This is a genomic window from bacterium SCSIO 12741 (assembly GCA_024398055.1).
Lineage (GTDB): Bacteria > Bacteroidota > Bacteroidia > Flavobacteriales_G > Salibacteraceae > SCSIO-12741.
This window is the reverse complement of record CP073749.1, coordinates 3,843,014-3,859,015: the sequence shown is the minus strand read 5'-3', so window position 1 is coordinate 3,859,015 and position 16,002 is coordinate 3,843,014. Positions and strand designations below refer to the sequence as shown.

The 16,002-nt window shown below is 43.8% G+C and carries 21 protein-coding genes and 1 pseudogene; all 22 read right to left on the bottom strand.

Annotation, left to right across the window (positions count from 1 at the left end):
• Positions 1-58 precede the first annotated feature (58 nt).
• Positions 59-871: a class I SAM-dependent methyltransferase gene (locus KFE98_16495; protein ID UTW61594.1), complete on the bottom strand. Its 813-nt coding sequence runs from the start codon at positions 869-871 to the stop codon at positions 59-61.
• Between the two features lie 23 nt (positions 872-894).
• A complete protein-coding gene (locus KFE98_16490; protein UTW61593.1) occupies positions 895-1,419 on the bottom strand; it encodes a hypothetical protein in 525 nt (174 codons plus the stop codon).
• Positions 1,420-1,445: 26 nt separating this feature from the next.
• On the bottom strand, positions 1,446-2,324 hold the full coding sequence (locus KFE98_16485) for a peptidylprolyl isomerase (protein UTW61592.1): 879 nt from the start codon (positions 2,322-2,324) through the stop codon (positions 1,446-1,448).
• Positions 2,325-2,431: 107 nt separating this feature from the next.
• Positions 2,432-2,760 (bottom strand): annotated as a pseudogene (locus KFE98_16480) (TfoX/Sxy family protein).
• Positions 2,761-2,822: 62 nt separating this feature from the next.
• Positions 2,823-3,635 (bottom strand): hypothetical protein, encoded by an 813-nt coding sequence (locus tag KFE98_16475; GenBank protein ID UTW61591.1) that lies wholly within the window; start codon positions 3,633-3,635, stop codon positions 2,823-2,825.
• On the bottom strand, positions 3,632-4,255 hold the full coding sequence (locus KFE98_16470; GenBank protein UTW64734.1) for an SdpI family protein: 624 nt from the start codon (positions 4,253-4,255) through the stop codon (positions 3,632-3,634). Before KFE98_16470 ends, KFE98_16475 begins: the two co-directional genes overlap by 4 nt.
• Before the next feature lie 31 nt (positions 4,256-4,286).
• Positions 4,287-4,541, bottom strand: a complete 255-nt coding sequence (locus KFE98_16465) for a winged helix-turn-helix transcriptional regulator (GenBank protein ID UTW61590.1) — start codon at positions 4,539-4,541, stop codon at positions 4,287-4,289.
• Positions 4,542-4,626: 85 nt separating this feature from the next.
• Positions 4,627-5,469: an NAD(P)H-binding protein gene (locus tag KFE98_16460; protein ID UTW61589.1), complete on the bottom strand. Its 843-nt coding sequence runs from the start codon at positions 5,467-5,469 to the stop codon at positions 4,627-4,629.
• Positions 5,466-5,936: a GNAT family N-acetyltransferase gene (locus KFE98_16455; GenBank protein UTW64733.1), complete on the bottom strand. Its 471-nt coding sequence runs from the start codon at positions 5,934-5,936 to the stop codon at positions 5,466-5,468. Before KFE98_16455 ends, KFE98_16460 begins: the two co-directional genes overlap by 4 nt.
• A 24-nt stretch (positions 5,937-5,960) precedes the next feature.
• Positions 5,961-7,022: a hypothetical protein gene (locus KFE98_16450; protein UTW61588.1), complete on the bottom strand. Its 1,062-nt coding sequence runs from the start codon at positions 7,020-7,022 to the stop codon at positions 5,961-5,963.
• A gap of 15 nt (positions 7,023-7,037) precedes the next feature.
• Positions 7,038-7,508 (bottom strand): hypothetical protein, encoded by a 471-nt coding sequence (locus KFE98_16445; GenBank protein UTW64732.1) that lies wholly within the window; start codon positions 7,506-7,508, stop codon positions 7,038-7,040.
• A 129-nt stretch (positions 7,509-7,637) separates the two neighbouring features.
• A complete protein-coding gene (locus KFE98_16440; GenBank protein ID UTW61587.1) occupies positions 7,638-8,657 on the bottom strand; it encodes an endonuclease/exonuclease/phosphatase family protein in 1,020 nt (339 codons plus the stop codon).
• Positions 8,658-8,660: 3 nt separating this feature from the next.
• A complete protein-coding gene (locus KFE98_16435; GenBank protein UTW61586.1) occupies positions 8,661-9,560 on the bottom strand; it encodes a tetratricopeptide repeat protein in 900 nt (299 codons plus the stop codon).
• 92 nt (positions 9,561-9,652) lie between these two features.
• Complete coding sequence (locus KFE98_16430; protein ID UTW61585.1) at positions 9,653-10,972, bottom strand: T9SS type A sorting domain-containing protein; 1,320 nt, start codon at positions 10,970-10,972, stop codon at positions 9,653-9,655.
• Complete coding sequence (locus KFE98_16425) at positions 10,956-11,288, bottom strand: hypothetical protein (GenBank protein UTW61584.1); 333 nt, start codon at positions 11,286-11,288, stop codon at positions 10,956-10,958. Before KFE98_16425 ends, KFE98_16430 begins: the two co-directional genes overlap by 17 nt.
• A gap of 142 nt (positions 11,289-11,430) precedes the next feature.
• Positions 11,431-11,850, bottom strand: coding sequence for a hypothetical protein (locus KFE98_16420; GenBank protein ID UTW61583.1), 420 nt, complete (start codon positions 11,848-11,850; stop codon positions 11,431-11,433).
• Between the two features lie 52 nt (positions 11,851-11,902).
• Positions 11,903-12,604, bottom strand: a complete 702-nt coding sequence (locus KFE98_16415; protein UTW61582.1) for a DNA alkylation repair protein — start codon at positions 12,602-12,604, stop codon at positions 11,903-11,905.
• 11 nt (positions 12,605-12,615) lie between these two features.
• A complete protein-coding gene (locus tag KFE98_16410) occupies positions 12,616-13,164 on the bottom strand; it encodes an inorganic diphosphatase (protein ID UTW61581.1) in 549 nt (182 codons plus the stop codon).
• A gap of 91 nt (positions 13,165-13,255) precedes the next feature.
• Positions 13,256-14,053 (bottom strand): hypothetical protein, encoded by a 798-nt coding sequence (locus tag KFE98_16405; protein UTW61580.1) that lies wholly within the window; start codon positions 14,051-14,053, stop codon positions 13,256-13,258.
• A gap of 91 nt (positions 14,054-14,144) precedes the next feature.
• A complete protein-coding gene (locus KFE98_16400) occupies positions 14,145-14,888 on the bottom strand; it encodes a phosphodiester glycosidase family protein (protein UTW61579.1) in 744 nt (247 codons plus the stop codon).
• On the bottom strand, positions 14,888-15,343 hold the full coding sequence (locus tag KFE98_16395) for a hypothetical protein (protein UTW61578.1): 456 nt from the start codon (positions 15,341-15,343) through the stop codon (positions 14,888-14,890). The genes KFE98_16400 and KFE98_16395 overlap by 1 nt, the downstream gene beginning before the upstream one ends.
• A gap of 43 nt (positions 15,344-15,386) precedes the next feature.
• Positions 15,387-15,998 (bottom strand): hypothetical protein, encoded by a 612-nt coding sequence (locus KFE98_16390; protein ID UTW61577.1) that lies wholly within the window; start codon positions 15,996-15,998, stop codon positions 15,387-15,389.
• Positions 15,999-16,002: the final 4 nt, after the last annotated feature.

Genomic DNA, 16,002 nt, shown 5'->3' with positions numbered 1-16,002 from the left:
CCAAATATAGGCACTCTACAAACGGATTCAAACGGGCAAAAAATCGACTTATGAACAGCTACAAGGGCTTCGTGGCCACAATGGAGTACATCATCGGAATCTTATTCCCCAGATGTTTAACGCGAAATTTACCTGGTGCAAATTCCTCCAGGTGATTGAAGCAGCTGTAGTTCGAGTAGTCGTATTCTCCGAAATGGCTCAGTTCTAAGCCTTGTCTCATTAACGAGGTGAGTAATGAACTCATGGAATGATTCCAGGAAACGTCTTTTATTTCTACTCCTGATTCTCTATCCGCATAGGTACCGGTTTGGGTTTCGATAATGGGATCAGAATTGAAATAACGGTATTGTATTTTCGAAAAATCATCGTCAAACATCCACAGCGTGGGATGAAAATCGACCATTACGAATTGCCCTCCTGGTTTCAGGTATCGAGCCACAAGTGCGGCCCAAGGCTCTAAATCAGGCAACCAACCGATGGTACCATAAGAGGTGAACACACGATCAAATTGGGCGTCTAAATGCTCGGGTAAATCATACAAATTGCAGCACACGAATTCGGCATCTAAACCTAAGTCTTCATTGAGTTTTTTGGCTTGATTAATGGCCTGGTCAGACAAGTCCACACCGGTAGCCTTTGCTCCCATTCGGGCCAGAGACAAGGTATCCTGACCAAAATGACATTGAAGATGGAGCAATGAAAGTCCATTCACATCACCCAATAGATTAATCTCTTCCTCATTGAGCGATGTTTTTCCCTGAAGAAAGGATTGCATATCGTAGAAGTCAGAATCGACGTGTGATTCAACACGGTCGTTCCAGCTTTTGCGGTTAATGGTGGCAAAGTCTGGGATTGATTTTGATTCTTTCATGATTTTTGGTTTGATCGGCCAAATTACTTGTTTTCCGCTTCCATCCGCATCTCAATCAACCAATCTTCTCTTCGTATCACCTCCCCTTTCCGGTTCCAGTAGGAAGAGCCCATATCTTGGTTATTGATAATGATAAGATCCGCTGCCGGCTCTCCGTTTTCGTACCAGAATTTCCATTCCCGGGTTATGTTGGTGGAGTCACCACCATTAGAGGCTCGTAAGTAAGTTAATTTTAAATCTTCTCCCAGTTGCCCATCGGGGTAATATTTCCAGGTACGTTTAACAGCCATTTGCCCACCGCGAAATACTTCTCGCATGGATAGCAACTTCTGTTCGTTGTAATAATTCCAGATGCTGTCTTTGACTCCTCGGCGGGTAAAACCGGTAAGAAAAACTTCGCCTGATTCATAGAAATAAGTGAAGGCTCCATTGAACGTATCACCTTCCAATTTCACCGTTCCATTGGGGTAATATTCCCTATAGGTTTGAGCGTTTATCGCACTCCCGGAAAGAAGGAACAGCAGAACAAATAAAGAGCTTATTTTCAATATTTTAAATTAACTCAATTAAACAATTAATGATTATTTACTACCAAAGGAAAATGACGCTCTTCAGCTCCTGTTTTCCAATACAAATAGTACATGCCATTAGACACCTGGTTTAATCCTTCTATCTCTACTTGCTGGTAACCTGGCGATAAACTCAGTTTTTGCCCAAAAAGTATCTGACCTTGCTGATTAATAAGAGTCAACTCCCCAGATGCTTTTAAGTCGGTGTGAATCGTGATGAAAGACTGCCCGGAAATGGGATTGGGGAATACTTCAAAAAGTTGAGCGGTTGAATGCTGTTCTATTCCAACACCGACTCCACCGCCGCCACCGCCGCCGCCTGAACCACCGCTTCCAACGGTATCCGGATCAAAGGTTACTCTTACACTATCCATGGCCACAGCACTTAAAGGGCGATCTTGAGCATTGGTAGGAACTTTACCAATGTCCTGTACCACATTGAAACCACTAACTACTATACCAAACACAGCATGTTTAGAGGTTAAAGGAGCCTTATTGAAATCGAGGTAGGTATTGTTCACTAAATTGATAAAAAACTGACTCCCACCTGTATTAGGTCCTCGATTGGCCATGGAAATAGTTTTTTGAATGTTGCTCAAGCTACTATCAAATTCATCCTGAATGGTATACCCAGGTCCTCCTGACCCAGTACCGGTAGGATCCCCCCCTTGAATCATGAAATTATTGATTACCCGGTGAAAAATGACTCCATCGTAGTACTTGCTTTCAGCCAGTTGAACAAAGTTTCCTGAGGTTATGGGAGTGAGTGTATCGTACATTTCCACCACAACATCTCCCAAGGTGGTATATAATGTTACTTGCGTTTGTGCCTTTGCAGAGCCTAAGCCCAAGAGTATTGCGGCAATGAGTAGTCTTGTTTTCATGCGGAAAAGGTACTTATTATTTGAAGGATACAGCAAAATGATTACATGAGTGGATACTCAATGCACACCTTATTACACTTATAATTCAAAGGATAACAGACACTTGGCTATTTCGCCTTAGCCCTTTTGGCCGCTGCAACGGCTTCTTGACTCCAGCGAGCCAATTCCTCCCTGTTCTCAACAACCTCCAAGGGAACTTCCCAATACGGCATTCCTTTTCCGTTGTTTTGAGGATCAAATTTTTTCATGCCCTGGATTCAAACTGGGCCTGGCTTTGTTCATCGGCTTTCAGTCGAAATACGCCCCCACCAATCATTCCAAACATGAGTCCATCGCAAAAGAAGCCTATTCCGCCAAACATTTTCTTGGCTTGATACTCTCCAAATTCTTCCAATTGGTCGTGAATGAATTCAAGGTACTGCTGATCTACTGCCATGCTTTTGGTTTAAGAATCAATAAGCTAAGGTAAGAAAGACCACAAAAAATTGCAATGCGGTTTTACCAGGAAGCTTCGATGATAAACGGGGCTGAATTAGGAATAGCTGAACGGCATTTCATCAACACTTTTTGCGGGCCGACCCATTTGGCCGCTTCCACTCCCCAATTCGCGGGTTCACGCTCGATGAGCACACCTTTATTGGCCTCCATGGGTTGTAGCACAAACCCGTTGAAACTATAACGAGCATCGAGATCGCAGCCAATCTGAAGCATATAGGTGCCTTCGTCATTAAGAATGGGGCGACCATTCATGGTTATGTCCTCTCCATTATTGGCGTTGATTAGTCTATAATGATTGCCTTCGCTTCTTTGCACCCTAATGACGTAATATCCCTGCTCATAGTACCATTCAAAAGCCAAAGCCAATTCATCGTGTTGCTCCATGGGTCGAACGGTTAAGTCGCTACCGTCGAGCATTTTTAAAATCAAGTTGTTGGAGTCTCTTTGTACTTGTCCCTTAAACCGGTTTTGAAGGTAAGTTTCCAGAGAAAGTGCCTTTTGGTGCCAATTGTCATGCGGCGCCATCAAAGAATCCAACGTTTTTTTGGAAAGAGGACTAAACTGAACAGCACTGGTATCCAGGCGATTCAAGGAAATGGAATCGCCATTGGACATCAATCCCCGAGTGGATTCAAACCTGTTGGTGGGATCTTGTTTAATAAGTGCCCTTATTTCAGCTTCATTCTCCTGAACGGGCTCTACTGTTTTTTGAGGTGGGTTATCTGAACAGGCCAGTACAGAAAATGAGATTGATGCAAAAAGAAAAAGCCGGAAGGACCGGCTTTTTGATATAGTATTCTGAATATGAATCATGAATCGGTAATTTGTTTTTGCTTGAATTGCAGGTACGAATATACATAAGGAACCAAGCCTATGATCAAGGTAACCGTAACAAAGACGACCATCATCAAACTTCCGCTAAGCAGTAATCCGGTCAATACAATCACCATCCCTCCTACTAACCAGAGTGTTCCAGCAAAAGAGTGGGTTTTCCTCCAGATTTGTTCGTTCTCCAATGTCCATGGGCTACGAATACCAAGAAAGTAATTGGGGCGAATGGTTTTAAAGTAATTACCCATAACCACAAACAGGAGACCTAATAGAATGAAAAGGATATCAGGCGGGGCGGCAGCTTGCTCTTTGGAGGAATAGAGAATGTAAAGGGCCAATACGGACATAAACAAAGTCATCCAAAATCGAAGCTGATAAAACTTGCCACCCATGTTCTTGATTTTCTTCTTTGGGTCGATGGTAGGAACTATCAGGAAAACAGCATAGGTGAGCAAGGGTAACAATATGGGAATAAGAAGCAAGGTGATTTTTGGGCCCCAGTCATCGATGTTGCCTTCCGCATCCCAATGAATGGGTACACTTTCAGGAAGACCAGACCATATAAGAGCAAGATAAATAAAGGGGCAGCCACTAAGGCCAATACCGGTAAATCAGTTTTTAATTTCATGGTTTCTATTTTTTCAGGGTAACTATCCAGGTTAATAAATCTTCCAGAATGCTGGTATTAATGGAATACACAACGAACTGGCCTTTCTTTTCGGAACTCACTAAATCGGCCCGTTTGAGTAGATCGAGATGATGAGAAATGCTGGGTTTGGAAATGTTGAAATGGTCGGCTATCTCTCCAGCGGATAAATCCTTGTCTTTCAACAACTCCAAAATTTCCCTTCTCGTGGGATCATTTAGTGCTTTAAAGAGGTTATTCATCGGTTAAACATTTAGACAAATATCTAAATACTTTTTCATATTTCCAAATCCCGCTACACTTAAAGCTTATTTTCAAGCACTTACATTATCCATGAAATTGTCTGGCCATATCTGGAAGGCTCAAATGAGCACGGCCAACCACCTCTTGAAAGTCCGAATTCACATTAAATGCCCCTTCCCCTATTCCGGCATAGATTCCGGCTATTACCGTTCCCATAAACTCTCCGAGAGCAGCTTTTCGCTCGGCCGCATACTCATCCACAGAAATGGCTTTGAAGCTTAGTCGGGTTCCAAAAACCGAATTAATCGCCTCTGCTAATTGATTTTGGGAGACAGGATCTCCATTGAGGTTGTACACCCCCTGGCTATGCTGATCATTTTCCAACAAATGACGGTAAGCTATGGCTAACTCACTTCTACTGGTATAACCACACTTGCCCTGTCCTGCACAATTGATAATACCGCCCTCTTTCACGTAATTATCTACATATTCAAAATCAGGTTCTATGTACAGCCCATTTCGACCGATAGCCCAATCCAGGCCCGAGTTTTGAATATCTTCTTCGGTCTGTCGGTTGCTTTGAACAATGGGACTAAAAGCTCCACCACTACTCGGCCCAATAATGCTGGTATATACCACTTTTTGAACACCACTTTGCTTGGCACCTTCAATTATGTTTCGGTGCCAACCTATCCTTTGTCCAGGTTCTCCATTAGCCGATACAATGAGAACTGCATCCACCTCTTTCAGAGCCTCTGGCCAATCGGTGGGTTGAGCATAATCTCCTTTTCTTACCTCTACCCCAGGCATATCCACTTTTTCTGGTGTTCTGGCAACCGCTACAACTTCGTGCTTACCGTTCTGAAGTAATTCACGAACGATACTTCCTCCGAGCTGTCCACTGGCCGCGGTTACTGCTATTTTCATGATTTGAGATTTTGAGGTAAATGTAATTTCATGCCCTCATGACTGGCTGTGAATCCGAGCTTTTCGTAAAACCGGATGGCATCTGGTCTTAATTTATCTGTAGTTAACTGTAAGACGTGAGCTCCTTCCTGCTTGGCCTTTTCGATTGCCCAAGCCATCATTTGTTCACCTGTTCCTTGGCCACGGTGCGATTTCTTAATTCGAACTCCTTCTACCTGCGCCCTTACCCCACCTTGATAGGTCAAGTAAGGAATAAAGGTCAATTGCAACATTCCGATAAGCTCTCCGCGGTCGTTGGTCACCACGGTTAAATGTTGATTGTTATCCTGATCAATTTTGGCAAATGCCTCTTCATAGGCCGAAGGAAGCGGGAGTTGGTAATCCTCACGCAGTTTTCCCAGTTCATCATCAGCCAGCATTTCTATCAGTGATTCCAGATCCTTTCGAAGGGCTCTTCTAAAATGCAAGTTTTCCTGATTATCCACCATGGTTTACATCTGGGTATGGTGAACCAATGGATAAGGTTTGGGAATTTGCTCAGGATCTTCATCAATCATTTCACGAAGGTCAATTTCAATACCTCGGGCGATAGTCGAAATGGGAACATCATTGGCCGATCCTTCAAAGGGATTTTCACCGGTTTTACCAATACGCTCCATCGTATGAAATACCCAGGAAACAATCATGGAAAAAGGAACTGCGGCCCAAACAAAGTAATCTCCAATTCGGGGAAAATTTAACGCAATCTGCTCCCCGACTTTGGCAAACTCAGGAATAACACCAAAGGGTAAGAAGAATACCAAAATCCAAACGAAAAAACTATTCAATGTAGCATACTGCCTTGGGTAGGGAAAGTTCTTAATTCGTTCAGATTTCCCCTGCAAATCATACAAATCTTTGATTAGCCCCTCCAAATCTAAGAAGGCAAATTCCCAAATGAGTTTTTCCTCTTTCAGCTTTCTCAAATGCTTGGACTGCATAGCAAGTAGCGCCGTAGCCTTGTTTGTTTTGGAAAGAACATAAGTGAACTCCTCTTCTGAAAGCAAAGGTTTCAAGTCCTCTTCCAGGGTATGTTCACGTTCTGGAATATGCATCATTTTGGCCCATTCGCGATTGGTTTTATGGCTCAAAAAAACCTCCCAGGACTTGGGGCTTCTCATCGAATGCCTCAGGGCCGCCATCCAGGCAATGTGTCGGTGAATTAAAGTAGAAACCTCCTGTTTTAAACGAACGTCATCCACAGGTTGGCTTGCGTGTTCACCAGTTACCGTATCCTTTACCAAGGCTCCCCAAGTGCGTGATACATTTACGATGCCGCCCCAAATTTTTCGGGCCTCCCAGATTCGGTCATAGGTCACTTTGTTTTGAAAACCGATGATAAAAGCCACCGCCGTACCGATCATGGCAATGGGAAGCCAGGGCAAATAGAGCCAAGTGAGCCCACAGGTATCGTATAATACCGTGGGGATAAAGGCAATAAGGAAGAAGGTAAACAGATCTAACCGGGTCCAGCGGATCATGTCTTTTACCGAATATCTTGTTTTTGTATACATCTCAAATTCCTCCGTTTATTCGGTCACCTCTTTTTTGGAAAGGGTTTTATGAATGTCGTTTACAGCCATTAAGCCGGCACTACCGTACCATTCTTTAAGCTCCATGACCAGACTCCCCTTTTGAATGGCCGGATCGGTTTCGGTTAAAGCTTTAGCCTCTTCGAGTGTTTCCACATTGAATATGTAGATTCCCCGCAAGTCGTCATTTCCGAAAAAGGGCCCTGCCACAGCAAGCTTTCCTTCATCGGCAAGGCGCCCAATGTTTTTTAGGTGTGCCATTTGTAGTTTCATGGCTTCGGCCGAATCCAAATCCCGGTTAGGACCTCGTTTTAAGAAGGCCATGACGTATTTTTTCATTCCATAAGCATCAGCTCCGTATTTGGCCGCGGCGATGGAATCATAACCTGATTGGGGCAATTCTGCCTCTTGTTCAACTGTTTCCGTGGGCTGTTGGGGAGATTGGCAAGAGAAAATGCCCAGGCCCATCAAAGTGATTCCTGAAAGCAGGAAAGATCGTTTTAATCCGTTCATGTACGCAAGTTTGAGAACGAACTAAATTAACGAATTGACTCCTGTTTTTCCACCCTATTCCGACTGGCCGTAAGTAACTGTGGATTACAGAGCTACCCTCGCTTTAAGAGCCAGGTGGTCTGAGCTACCTCCTTTAAAGACTTGTACTTTTTGGAATTGGAGCTCACCTTTTGCCATCACATAGTCCAACCGAGTTATCGCCGGTAGGTGTGACGAATTGGGGAAATTGTCAGGGTTTCCTGAACCTGCCTCCTCAAATCCATCTACCCAATCATCGGTTAATTGCCGGTATATGGGTTCATGAGGTGTAGTATTGAGGTCACCAATTAAAAAGATGGATGAATAGTCAGGTTCCCATAGAATAGCCTGCTCTTGAATCTGATTCAATTGTTCGATTCGCAATTGGTGGTTTTTATGAATCAATGGGAAAAACCGATCTGGATTTTCTACGGCCACCGCCGGAGAAGCCAGGTGAGCATGAACCGCCAACAGCTTCCTCCCGGCTACTTCCAAACTTACCCATTGCGCAAATGGCAGCTTTGAATCGTTGTTCATCACCTTGATTTGCTTCAAGGGAAATCGACTATACACGGCCAATCCATGGGTACCACGATAGGGCAATACAACTCTATAAGGATGAGATTTTGATAATTTCTTTTCCAAAATAGCATACCACTGCGGAGTGATCTCCTGTAGAAAAAGTACATCTGCCTGGGCCTGTTCCAATATGCTTAAAGACTGTTGGGGCGCTTTGTTTTTAAAAAACAGATTGTAAGTGATTATGGATATTTCAGTTTTTGGAGTGGCGGGCTCTCCTAAGCTTTCCCGGTTAATCCCTACCCAGCTATATTCTAACAATAGTAGCGCCAGGAGTAGCCAAACCACCCGCTTTAGAGGGCGAGAAACTAGGCGGCGATCGATAAACCAGGACCAAAAAACACCGCCAATAATCCATAACGGACGTCCCAGAATTAAGGCTGTACCGAGAATGAGGGTATCTCTGCCCACCAAAACCAGGATAGTCGCAAACACCCAGATAAACAGGCACATGCGAAAAAACCAGCCTAACTTTTTCGTTGGTTTATAAGATCTTAGACCAAACATGTTTTACCTCATTAATTTCCACTTAACGACCCAAATAAGAAAGAGCAGAAATAGTATACCACCAACCGCAACCACCAGGATTTCATCGAGGGCACCATTAAGCGCTCTATCCCACCCATTCTTAAAACTGGCTCTCCAGGCCAAAGATTGTAAGGCGTTTTCACGTTTCTCCATTAAGGGTGAGTGAAAGCCGAATTTAGCCGCTTCTTCATAACTCTCCAATGCCGCTTCCACGTTCAATGTTTGAGCAATCACATTGCCATAATCAAAATAGATGTTTCCCACAATCCAGTTTGGTGGTTTTACAAAGTAGCCTCGTTCTTTTAGTTGAATGGTTAAATGGTCCCTGAGTTCTATAAGATGGATACCCTTGATATTCTCCGGTATTCCTTCCTTTCCAAAATCGAGTCCAAGGATAGAGCTGGTGGAATCCCGATCTGGATTGAGTTGAAATTCCAAAATTTTTAAGTGAATCCATTCTGACCCTCCATGAGACTGCGGATTAATCTTCATGGACCTGGCAATCCAATAATGGGCAGAATCAGGTTTTCCTAACAACTCGTAGATCGTTCCCAGGTTGGAGGCCGTTACGTATGATCCTGGTCGCTGAGATTCCAAAAAATGGTAGATTGACTTGGATTTTTCCAATTCGCCCAAGTAGATTAACGCGGCTGCATAATCAGATAGATCCTGGTAAGAACTGTCCGTGCCCCATCTCTTTTCCAAACGTTGCGCTTCGAGGCGGAGTTTTGCAGCATCTATACTTTTGGGATAAACGATCCCTCTGTAAGCATCAGACGAATGTACGTTTCCATCCAGGGTGGTTCGATAGACATTGATACAGGAAAAAGAAGAAAAACCAGAAAGAAATAAACAGGCGAACAAGAATAATGAAGGTTTCATCACCATTGATTTTGAGGGTTAATACGGGCCTGTTCTTGGGCTAAAAGTAAACTATCCTCGAGCTAAGTGACTGTTATTAAATCCAAAAAGGATCATTCGCTCAACACAAAGCGCTTCGAAATGGTCGATTCTCCGTCGTTAAGCAGGAAGTAATAAATGCCTGGAGAATAATTCAATTTCCATATCATGGTTTCTTGGTTCATGTTTCGTTCTTCCAGCAATCGGCCAGAGGAATGGTAAAGCTTAACCTTCCATGGTTTGATAATCTCCTGTTTCCAGTTCAGTGTAATTTGATTCCTCGCCGGTTGAGGATATAGGGTCAATTGCTGAGCGACTGTTTCCAAATCCGGGAGGTTCAAATGGTTCCATCGCAATTGATGAACAGCGCTGGTCACTTTCTGGTCCTCTTCCATACCACCGGCGAGGTAGAATACACCCATTCCCACATCGGCCACTCCCCTTAAATCCATCGGAACGGAGATTTGATCCTTAATCCAGATTTGATCAGGGTGAGTGATATATATATAACGGTTTATCGGAGCAACCCCGCCACTGCCATTGTAGGCTATTCCATTGTAGTTGTAGGTTACCTCGCTACCACCAATCCAAAGTACTTTATTTTCCAACCGGGCACACGCCATACGGTAACCATATTCGTTGGAATCGGGTGTGGAAATGGACCAGGTGATTTGAGTTGGATCTGACGGATTTATCACTCCCATTCGCAATTGATTTTGAGCTGCAAATCCGGCACTACCAGATGCTCCACCGTAGTAATAAATGGTGTCACCAATAATAATCCCAGAAGATCCAAAGGACTTGTAATCGTGGTTGTTTGGCACATTGCTACCGGCAGTCCAGGAATCGTTTTTGGCGTCGTAAATCTGCACCAAGGGAATATTTCCCGAGTGGCTCCAGCCTGTGATTAGATAAATCAGACTGTCTTTCCAAACGGCTTGTACATGATCATCCGTTGCAACGGGCATATTTTGTCCATCCGGTAAAAAAGAATTGGTCGAAATCTGATAGCGATGCATTTTATTGGATGAACGCTCATTGCCGTTGGCATAAACATGATAGCCACCAGCAATGTATATAACGTCTCCTATTCGAGAAGCCGCAGCAGCCACCTTACCCAAAGTATCGGGTAAATCCGGGATGCGCTCAGCTAATCCGGTCTGGGTATTGAAACGAAAGGATCGTAAATGGATGCCTGAATATTTCTTGCTAGTATCAATTCCACCAAAGGAATAAAGGTAGGCCTCCCCATTGATAAAACCTTCACAAACGGCATTGTTGCTCACCGCTTCAGGTAAGTCCCCTACCCGATCCACCTGAAACTGGGCCCAAAGTGAATTCGACATCAGGCAAATAAGCAATCCTACTCCTACTCTTTCAATTATTCTGTTCATGCTCTTTGGAATACAGATCAACAATTTGATGGCGGTAAAAACAAATCAACCCTTTTCGGCTCCATTTAAACAATCGTTCCTGTGAAATGCCCTTGCGACTGGCCCATTTTTTCCAACCTTTAATGGACCAGAGCCAAAATCTCCAGGCCACCAATCCTCCACCAACAACCACGATGTGCAAAGGAACCTCAAAATAGTAGATTGCAATCATGGTTCCTAAGAATACTAAGGCCGATGGGACGACCACCTGCAGGTAACCACGAAGAATTATTTTCCAACCTGGAATAGAAGTTGAATTCTGAACCTGCCCTTTCATGGAATCAAAGATAGCGGATTTCAGGGGCGAGGGAGTTTAAGAGACGAGGGTGAGAGTTGAGATGCGAGGGAAATTCAGCGGCGAGGGAGAGAGTCAAGATTCTAGGGTGGGTGTATTGGTAGATGGTGGCTTTACGGTTCTATCAGCTTCTTTTGAACTTTAGGTAAATCTTGCAGACCTCTAATTCGAATTGGAAAATGAGTTTGTCTTTTGAGATTTCATGGATGGGTAGGAATTCATCGGTTTCCGGACGGCCGTTGGCGGTTACGTCGTAGAAATGAAGTTCTGTTTCACCCAATTCGTATTTGCCTACTAAGGTTAGCGTATCAGATTTTATTTGGAAGGTACTGTCGGTTCTGAGTTGGATTTGGTCAAATTCCATCGAGATCCCTTGAAGACAAAAAGCTGAATCACTCGTAAGGGTATCGAAATTCCAAGTGCCCGCCAAGTGCTTTTCGGGAGTAAGAATTTTGTCCTCGTATTCTACTTTTTCGCTTTCTGAGCAGGAAATGATGCTGGCCATCAAAAGGAAGACCGATAAATAGGAAAGAATTTGCTTCATCAGGACATTTTCGTTTGAGCGACCAAAATAGCAGAAATGTCGCCAGCTCTGATTAAGCAGGACGATAAATGGCTCGTGGGTAATCGGACATCCGGACTCCCTCCTTCTCCAATTCTTTGATGGCGTCGTTGGCAATCCATCTGGCGGCAGGATGGTCCACGAGCAGAATTCGATGAGCTCGTTGTATAGCTAGCGCATTCAGATCCTGGTTTCGCTTACCGATGTTTCTCAGAGCCCAGTTTACCGCTTTTTTGACGTACGGTCGGTTATCCTCTACCGCCTTTTCGATCTCGTTGAGGAAGGTGATGAAGATTTCGTTGTCCGCCTTTTTGTCGGCCATGGTGTAGGCAGCCATGATGGCAAAACCGGCACGCTTTTCAAATTCTGGTTCCCGATTTACCCATTCCAAGGCCTTGGGTATAGCCAGTGGGCTTCGTGCAAAAAGAGCCATAGAAAATGAATCGCAAATCTCCCAGTTTTCGAAGGTTACGACCCATTTTTCCATGAGTTCTTCTGTTAAATCTTTGGGGCGAAACACTTTGCTGCACAGCACTCGTGCTTCATAAATATCGGTATCAAAAAGATCGATGGCCAACTGATTATCCTTGGGAATCTGCCGAGCCAATTCTCTCAAATCCTTTTGATAAACACCCCATGCATTGTTGGCTACCACACCAAATTTCTTCTCCTTGCGTAAAACCGCTTCAGGGTCAGACAAATCACGTAAACGATTGAGTATGGTATCCAAATTCATTTGAAAAGGAATTAAGCTTCTTCTTTTATGGCAAACTTCTCCCGGTAATCTTGCATACTCTGCTCAATTACTTTTAGGGCGATTTCGCGGTTTTGAAACTCTTCCACTTTTACCGTTTTATGCTCGAGCTTTTTGTAATCTTCAAAAAAGCTACGAAGTTCTCTCACGTGATGTGGAGGCAATTCACTAATGTCGTTGTAGTGGTTTACGCTAATGTCATTGTTTGCCACAGCGATAATTTTATCATCCATTTCTCCATTGTCCAACATGCGCATAACGCCAAGAACTTTGGCCTCAACGATACACATAGGTACAATCTGTACTTGAGAGATTACCAGGATATCAAGTGGGTCACCATCATCACAGTAGGTTTGAGGAATGAAACCGTAATTGGCCGGGTAATTAATGGATGAGTATAAAACGCGATCCAGAATGAGCATTCCGGAGTCCTTGTCTAATTCGTATTTGGCTCGGTAGTTTTTAGGAATTTCGATAATACCTTTAATTACATCTGGAGCCTTGTCTCCTACACTTATATCGTGCCAGGGGTGGATGTTCATACTTATAAAAATTTTGGGGTGCAAAGTTGGGAATTAAAAGCCATTTAGTGGTGTTAATATTGCTTTAAATCCTTGTGCATTCAACGACTTTTTACACCCGGTCGTCCAAGGCTGACAAAGCGTTTGCGATAAATTGGCGCAAAGTTTCAGATCTATTGTCACTTAGCTCGGAGAACGGCAGAACGGCCCCTTTCCAATTTTCGGTAATATTCCACCTTCCCAATCCCGGTTTGGAGATGTTTTCGTAGTCTATTGGCCCTTTTAAACCATATCCAGCCAAATAAAAATAGGGTTCACCAACCATCTCGTCTTCCATCGCCCAGCCGAAACCGATTCCCAAAGTGCCATTTGGCTCTAAGTAAATTCCGGTATCAAAATGATGGGGCCAAATACGGACTTCACCGTTTTTTTGCCAATGATTCAACACGCTTGTACTGGCTTCGTTGGCTAACTGTCGGTATTCCACCCAAAGATCAAGCTCCGATGCTTGAGGTAGGGAAAAAGGTTTATGGCTCAAAGAGTAGTCCGGTATTTCATAGTGCATTGGATCCATAAATCCTTCGGTAGACAATCCCAATTGAGCCAATCCCTTGGCCATTTTCTCCAATGCCGAAGAATCGGTTTCTCCTTCCAAAGCCAGACTTTGCACGACTTGATTTCGATCGTTGACCCATTGAAACTCCAGGGATCGAAGTTTCAGAGTGGGTAAAATGGCAGCAACAGAACTTTCCACCCATCGTCCAGTGAGGCGCTCACCTATGGAATCGAAGGCCAAATTGGTGTGGCTATCGTCAGCCTTTGAAGGAATGAGTGTCCGATTTATCCGGGCTAAGAGTTGTGCCAGGTAATGGAAATACTGATCAACTTGGGTATAGGAATGAGTAGACATGAATTTGCTTTTTCTCAAAGCTAAAGAGCCCTACTCTGAAGCAAAAGTTATCTCTAAAGGAATACGGGTAATTGTCCGCTTTGCGTCGCTTCTACTCCGCTTTGACCACTCCGATAATAACACCGAACTGACCATCCATTTGAAGCCAGTTTTGTGCAGGCAAGTAGGTTCGGGAAACAAAACCATCCAAATACAGGGCGTTTTTACACCCCTTTTGCTTGAAGTAGGTGGCCATGTCGTAAAAGTTGACTTTTCGCTTCGACATGGCAAAGAGCAATCGACCGTCTGGTAATACCCCTACTCCATTTCGGATATGTACATTCGATGAGCCTTTGTTAAACTTGGGGTGCAGCTGTCCATCAATCACCAACATGGGTCCCGATTGGGTCGCGTACCAAACGTTGTTCAGCTGGTCGTAATCGGTGGATTGACAAACTATTCCCTTACCATCCTTGGTTAGCGCAAACACTCCATTGGGCTGCATGTAAAAGTTACCATAAGCCTCCTGAACCCGGTTTAGTTGTTTCACCTGTTTTCCCCGATCGATGAAAAGGCCTTGAGGTGTACCATCAGGTTGATACATTCCACCGTTCATGGCAAAAACCAATTCCTGATTGTTTGCCTCCAACGATTTTTTGAGTCGACCAAGGCTACGGTATAATTTCTGGTTGTCATCCTTCCAAAACAAACGAATATCCTCTGTTTGAGGATTTACTTCATAGGAGATAAATAGGTTTTCGGAAACCCGATACTCTTGCTGATTTGGTTCACGAAATGAGCCTAAAAGGACTCCAATCGGAAGAAGGAAAAGAAGAAAATAACGCAACAACCGCATTATTTAAACATATAAACGGTCCGCTTTTGATCATCCGGACGGCCAATGATGTTATTGATGTAGTCATTCTGGTAAACCAAGTCACCCTTCTTAATGTAACCTTCTGCTTTGGGCATACAAGCTCCCCAGGAACCCGATTGCTTACAATCTTTCAATTCTACAATGCGAACCAGCGTATGATCTTCTACGATTATCACTACATGCGTATAAGCACGAGCTTCAGACAAAATTTCCATGACATTGTCCTTGTCCAAGTCTTTGGATTTGAAAGAAGCATCGTCTGCCATAGCGGCAAAATCCTTAATGGGAGTTTTACTTTTAAAATCTTCAAAAGAACTCACGTCAGTTAAGAAATCACTAACCACAGCAGATTGGTCTTGAGATTCTCCAGAACCACTGTTTCCAGAGCAACTCCACATAAAAAGGGCTAGTACAAATGGGGCTAAATATTTCATGTTTTCGGATTTGCAGCTAAATTAAAATTTGCCGCTATCACGTCTACTCTATTTGGTAAAAATCTTTCAATTGTTCTGGACTGACCGTTAGAGCTTGATTCAAATGCCTGATTAACTTTTCTTTGATCGTATCCTGGCTGGCATTTCGCGAAATATAATTGAGTTCAATACCTCGAATAGTACTATCCAGAGCCTGCGAGTAACATAGCGGATGTGCCACCTGATCCCAAAAGTATGACCATTTCTCTTCCTTTGAACGCCTTATTCCCAGCCCAAAGTTGAGCATGGCCGGATCGTATTCGAGCAGCCGGTAAATGACTTTATTGGTCAAACGCTTGTCCACGCCAGTTTCCTTGGGATTGAGGCCGCCTAAAAAAGCAGCAATATCTTGGTGGTAGACAAAGAAGTTCAGGGTATCCCCTTCCGATGAAAAATAGTAGCCACGTTTCTCCGGGTGATCAAATTTTGCCAGAATATGCTTGTGCATGCGGTAATCCTTTCGGGTAAGGCTGTCGTAGCTCAACTGACAGAACGAAGTTGGGTTCCATTCTACTGTATCGATCTGGGCCGGGATGGTTTCATTTTGTACAGGCAACGACTCTGTGTGGGTATCGCAAGCAGTCCCAATCCAAAGACTTGCTAAGCACCAGAGCATACCA

Bases quoted from the DNA above. Each gene is read 5' to 3' on its own strand.
- KFE98_16495 (UTW61594.1), bottom strand. From the start codon at position 871: ATGAAAGAATCAAAATCAATCCCAGACTTTGCCACCATTAACCGCAAA.
- KFE98_16485 (UTW61592.1), bottom strand. From the start codon at position 2,324: ATGAAAACAAGACTACTCATTGCCGCAATACTCTTGGGCTTAGGCTCT.
- KFE98_16475 (UTW61591.1), bottom strand. From the start codon at position 3,635: ATGATTCATATTCAGAATACTATATCAAAAAGCCGGTCCTTCCGGCTT.
- KFE98_16465 (UTW61590.1), bottom strand. From the start codon at position 4,541: ATGAATAACCTCTTTAAAGCACTAAATGATCCCACGAGAAGGGAAATT.
- KFE98_16460 (UTW61589.1), bottom strand. From the start codon at position 5,469: ATGAAAATAGCAGTAACCGCGGCCAGTGGACAGCTCGGAGGAAGTATC.
- KFE98_16450 (UTW61588.1), bottom strand. From the start codon at position 7,022: ATGTATACAAAAACAAGATATTCGGTAAAAGACATGATCCGCTGGACC.
- KFE98_16445 (UTW64732.1), bottom strand. From the start codon at position 7,508: ATGGGCCTGGGCATTTTCTCTTGCCAATCTCCCCAACAGCCCACGGAA.
- KFE98_16440 (UTW61587.1), bottom strand. From the start codon at position 8,657: ATGTTTGGTCTAAGATCTTATAAACCAACGAAAAAGTTAGGCTGGTTT.
- KFE98_16435 (UTW61586.1), bottom strand. From the start codon at position 9,560: ATGAAACCTTCATTATTCTTGTTCGCCTGTTTATTTCTTTCTGGTTTT.
- KFE98_16430 (UTW61585.1), bottom strand. From the start codon at position 10,972: ATGAACAGAATAATTGAAAGAGTAGGAGTAGGATTGCTTATTTGCCTG.
- KFE98_16425 (UTW61584.1), bottom strand. From the start codon at position 11,288: ATGAAAGGGCAGGTTCAGAATTCAACTTCTATTCCAGGTTGGAAAATA.
- KFE98_16420 (UTW61583.1), bottom strand. From the start codon at position 11,850: ATGAAGCAAATTCTTTCCTATTTATCGGTCTTCCTTTTGATGGCCAGC.
- KFE98_16415 (UTW61582.1), bottom strand. From the start codon at position 12,604: ATGAATTTGGATACCATACTCAATCGTTTACGTGATTTGTCTGACCCT.
- KFE98_16410 (UTW61581.1), bottom strand. From the start codon at position 13,164: ATGAACATCCACCCCTGGCACGATATAAGTGTAGGAGACAAGGCTCCA.
- KFE98_16405 (UTW61580.1), bottom strand. From the start codon at position 14,053: ATGTCTACTCATTCCTATACCCAAGTTGATCAGTATTTCCATTACCTG.
- KFE98_16400 (UTW61579.1), bottom strand. From the start codon at position 14,888: ATGCGGTTGTTGCGTTATTTTCTTCTTTTCCTTCTTCCGATTGGAGTC.
- KFE98_16395 (UTW61578.1), bottom strand. From the start codon at position 15,343: ATGAAATATTTAGCCCCATTTGTACTAGCCCTTTTTATGTGGAGTTGC.
- KFE98_16390 (UTW61577.1), bottom strand. From the start codon at position 15,998: ATGCTCTGGTGCTTAGCAAGTCTTTGGATTGGGACTGCTTGCGATACC.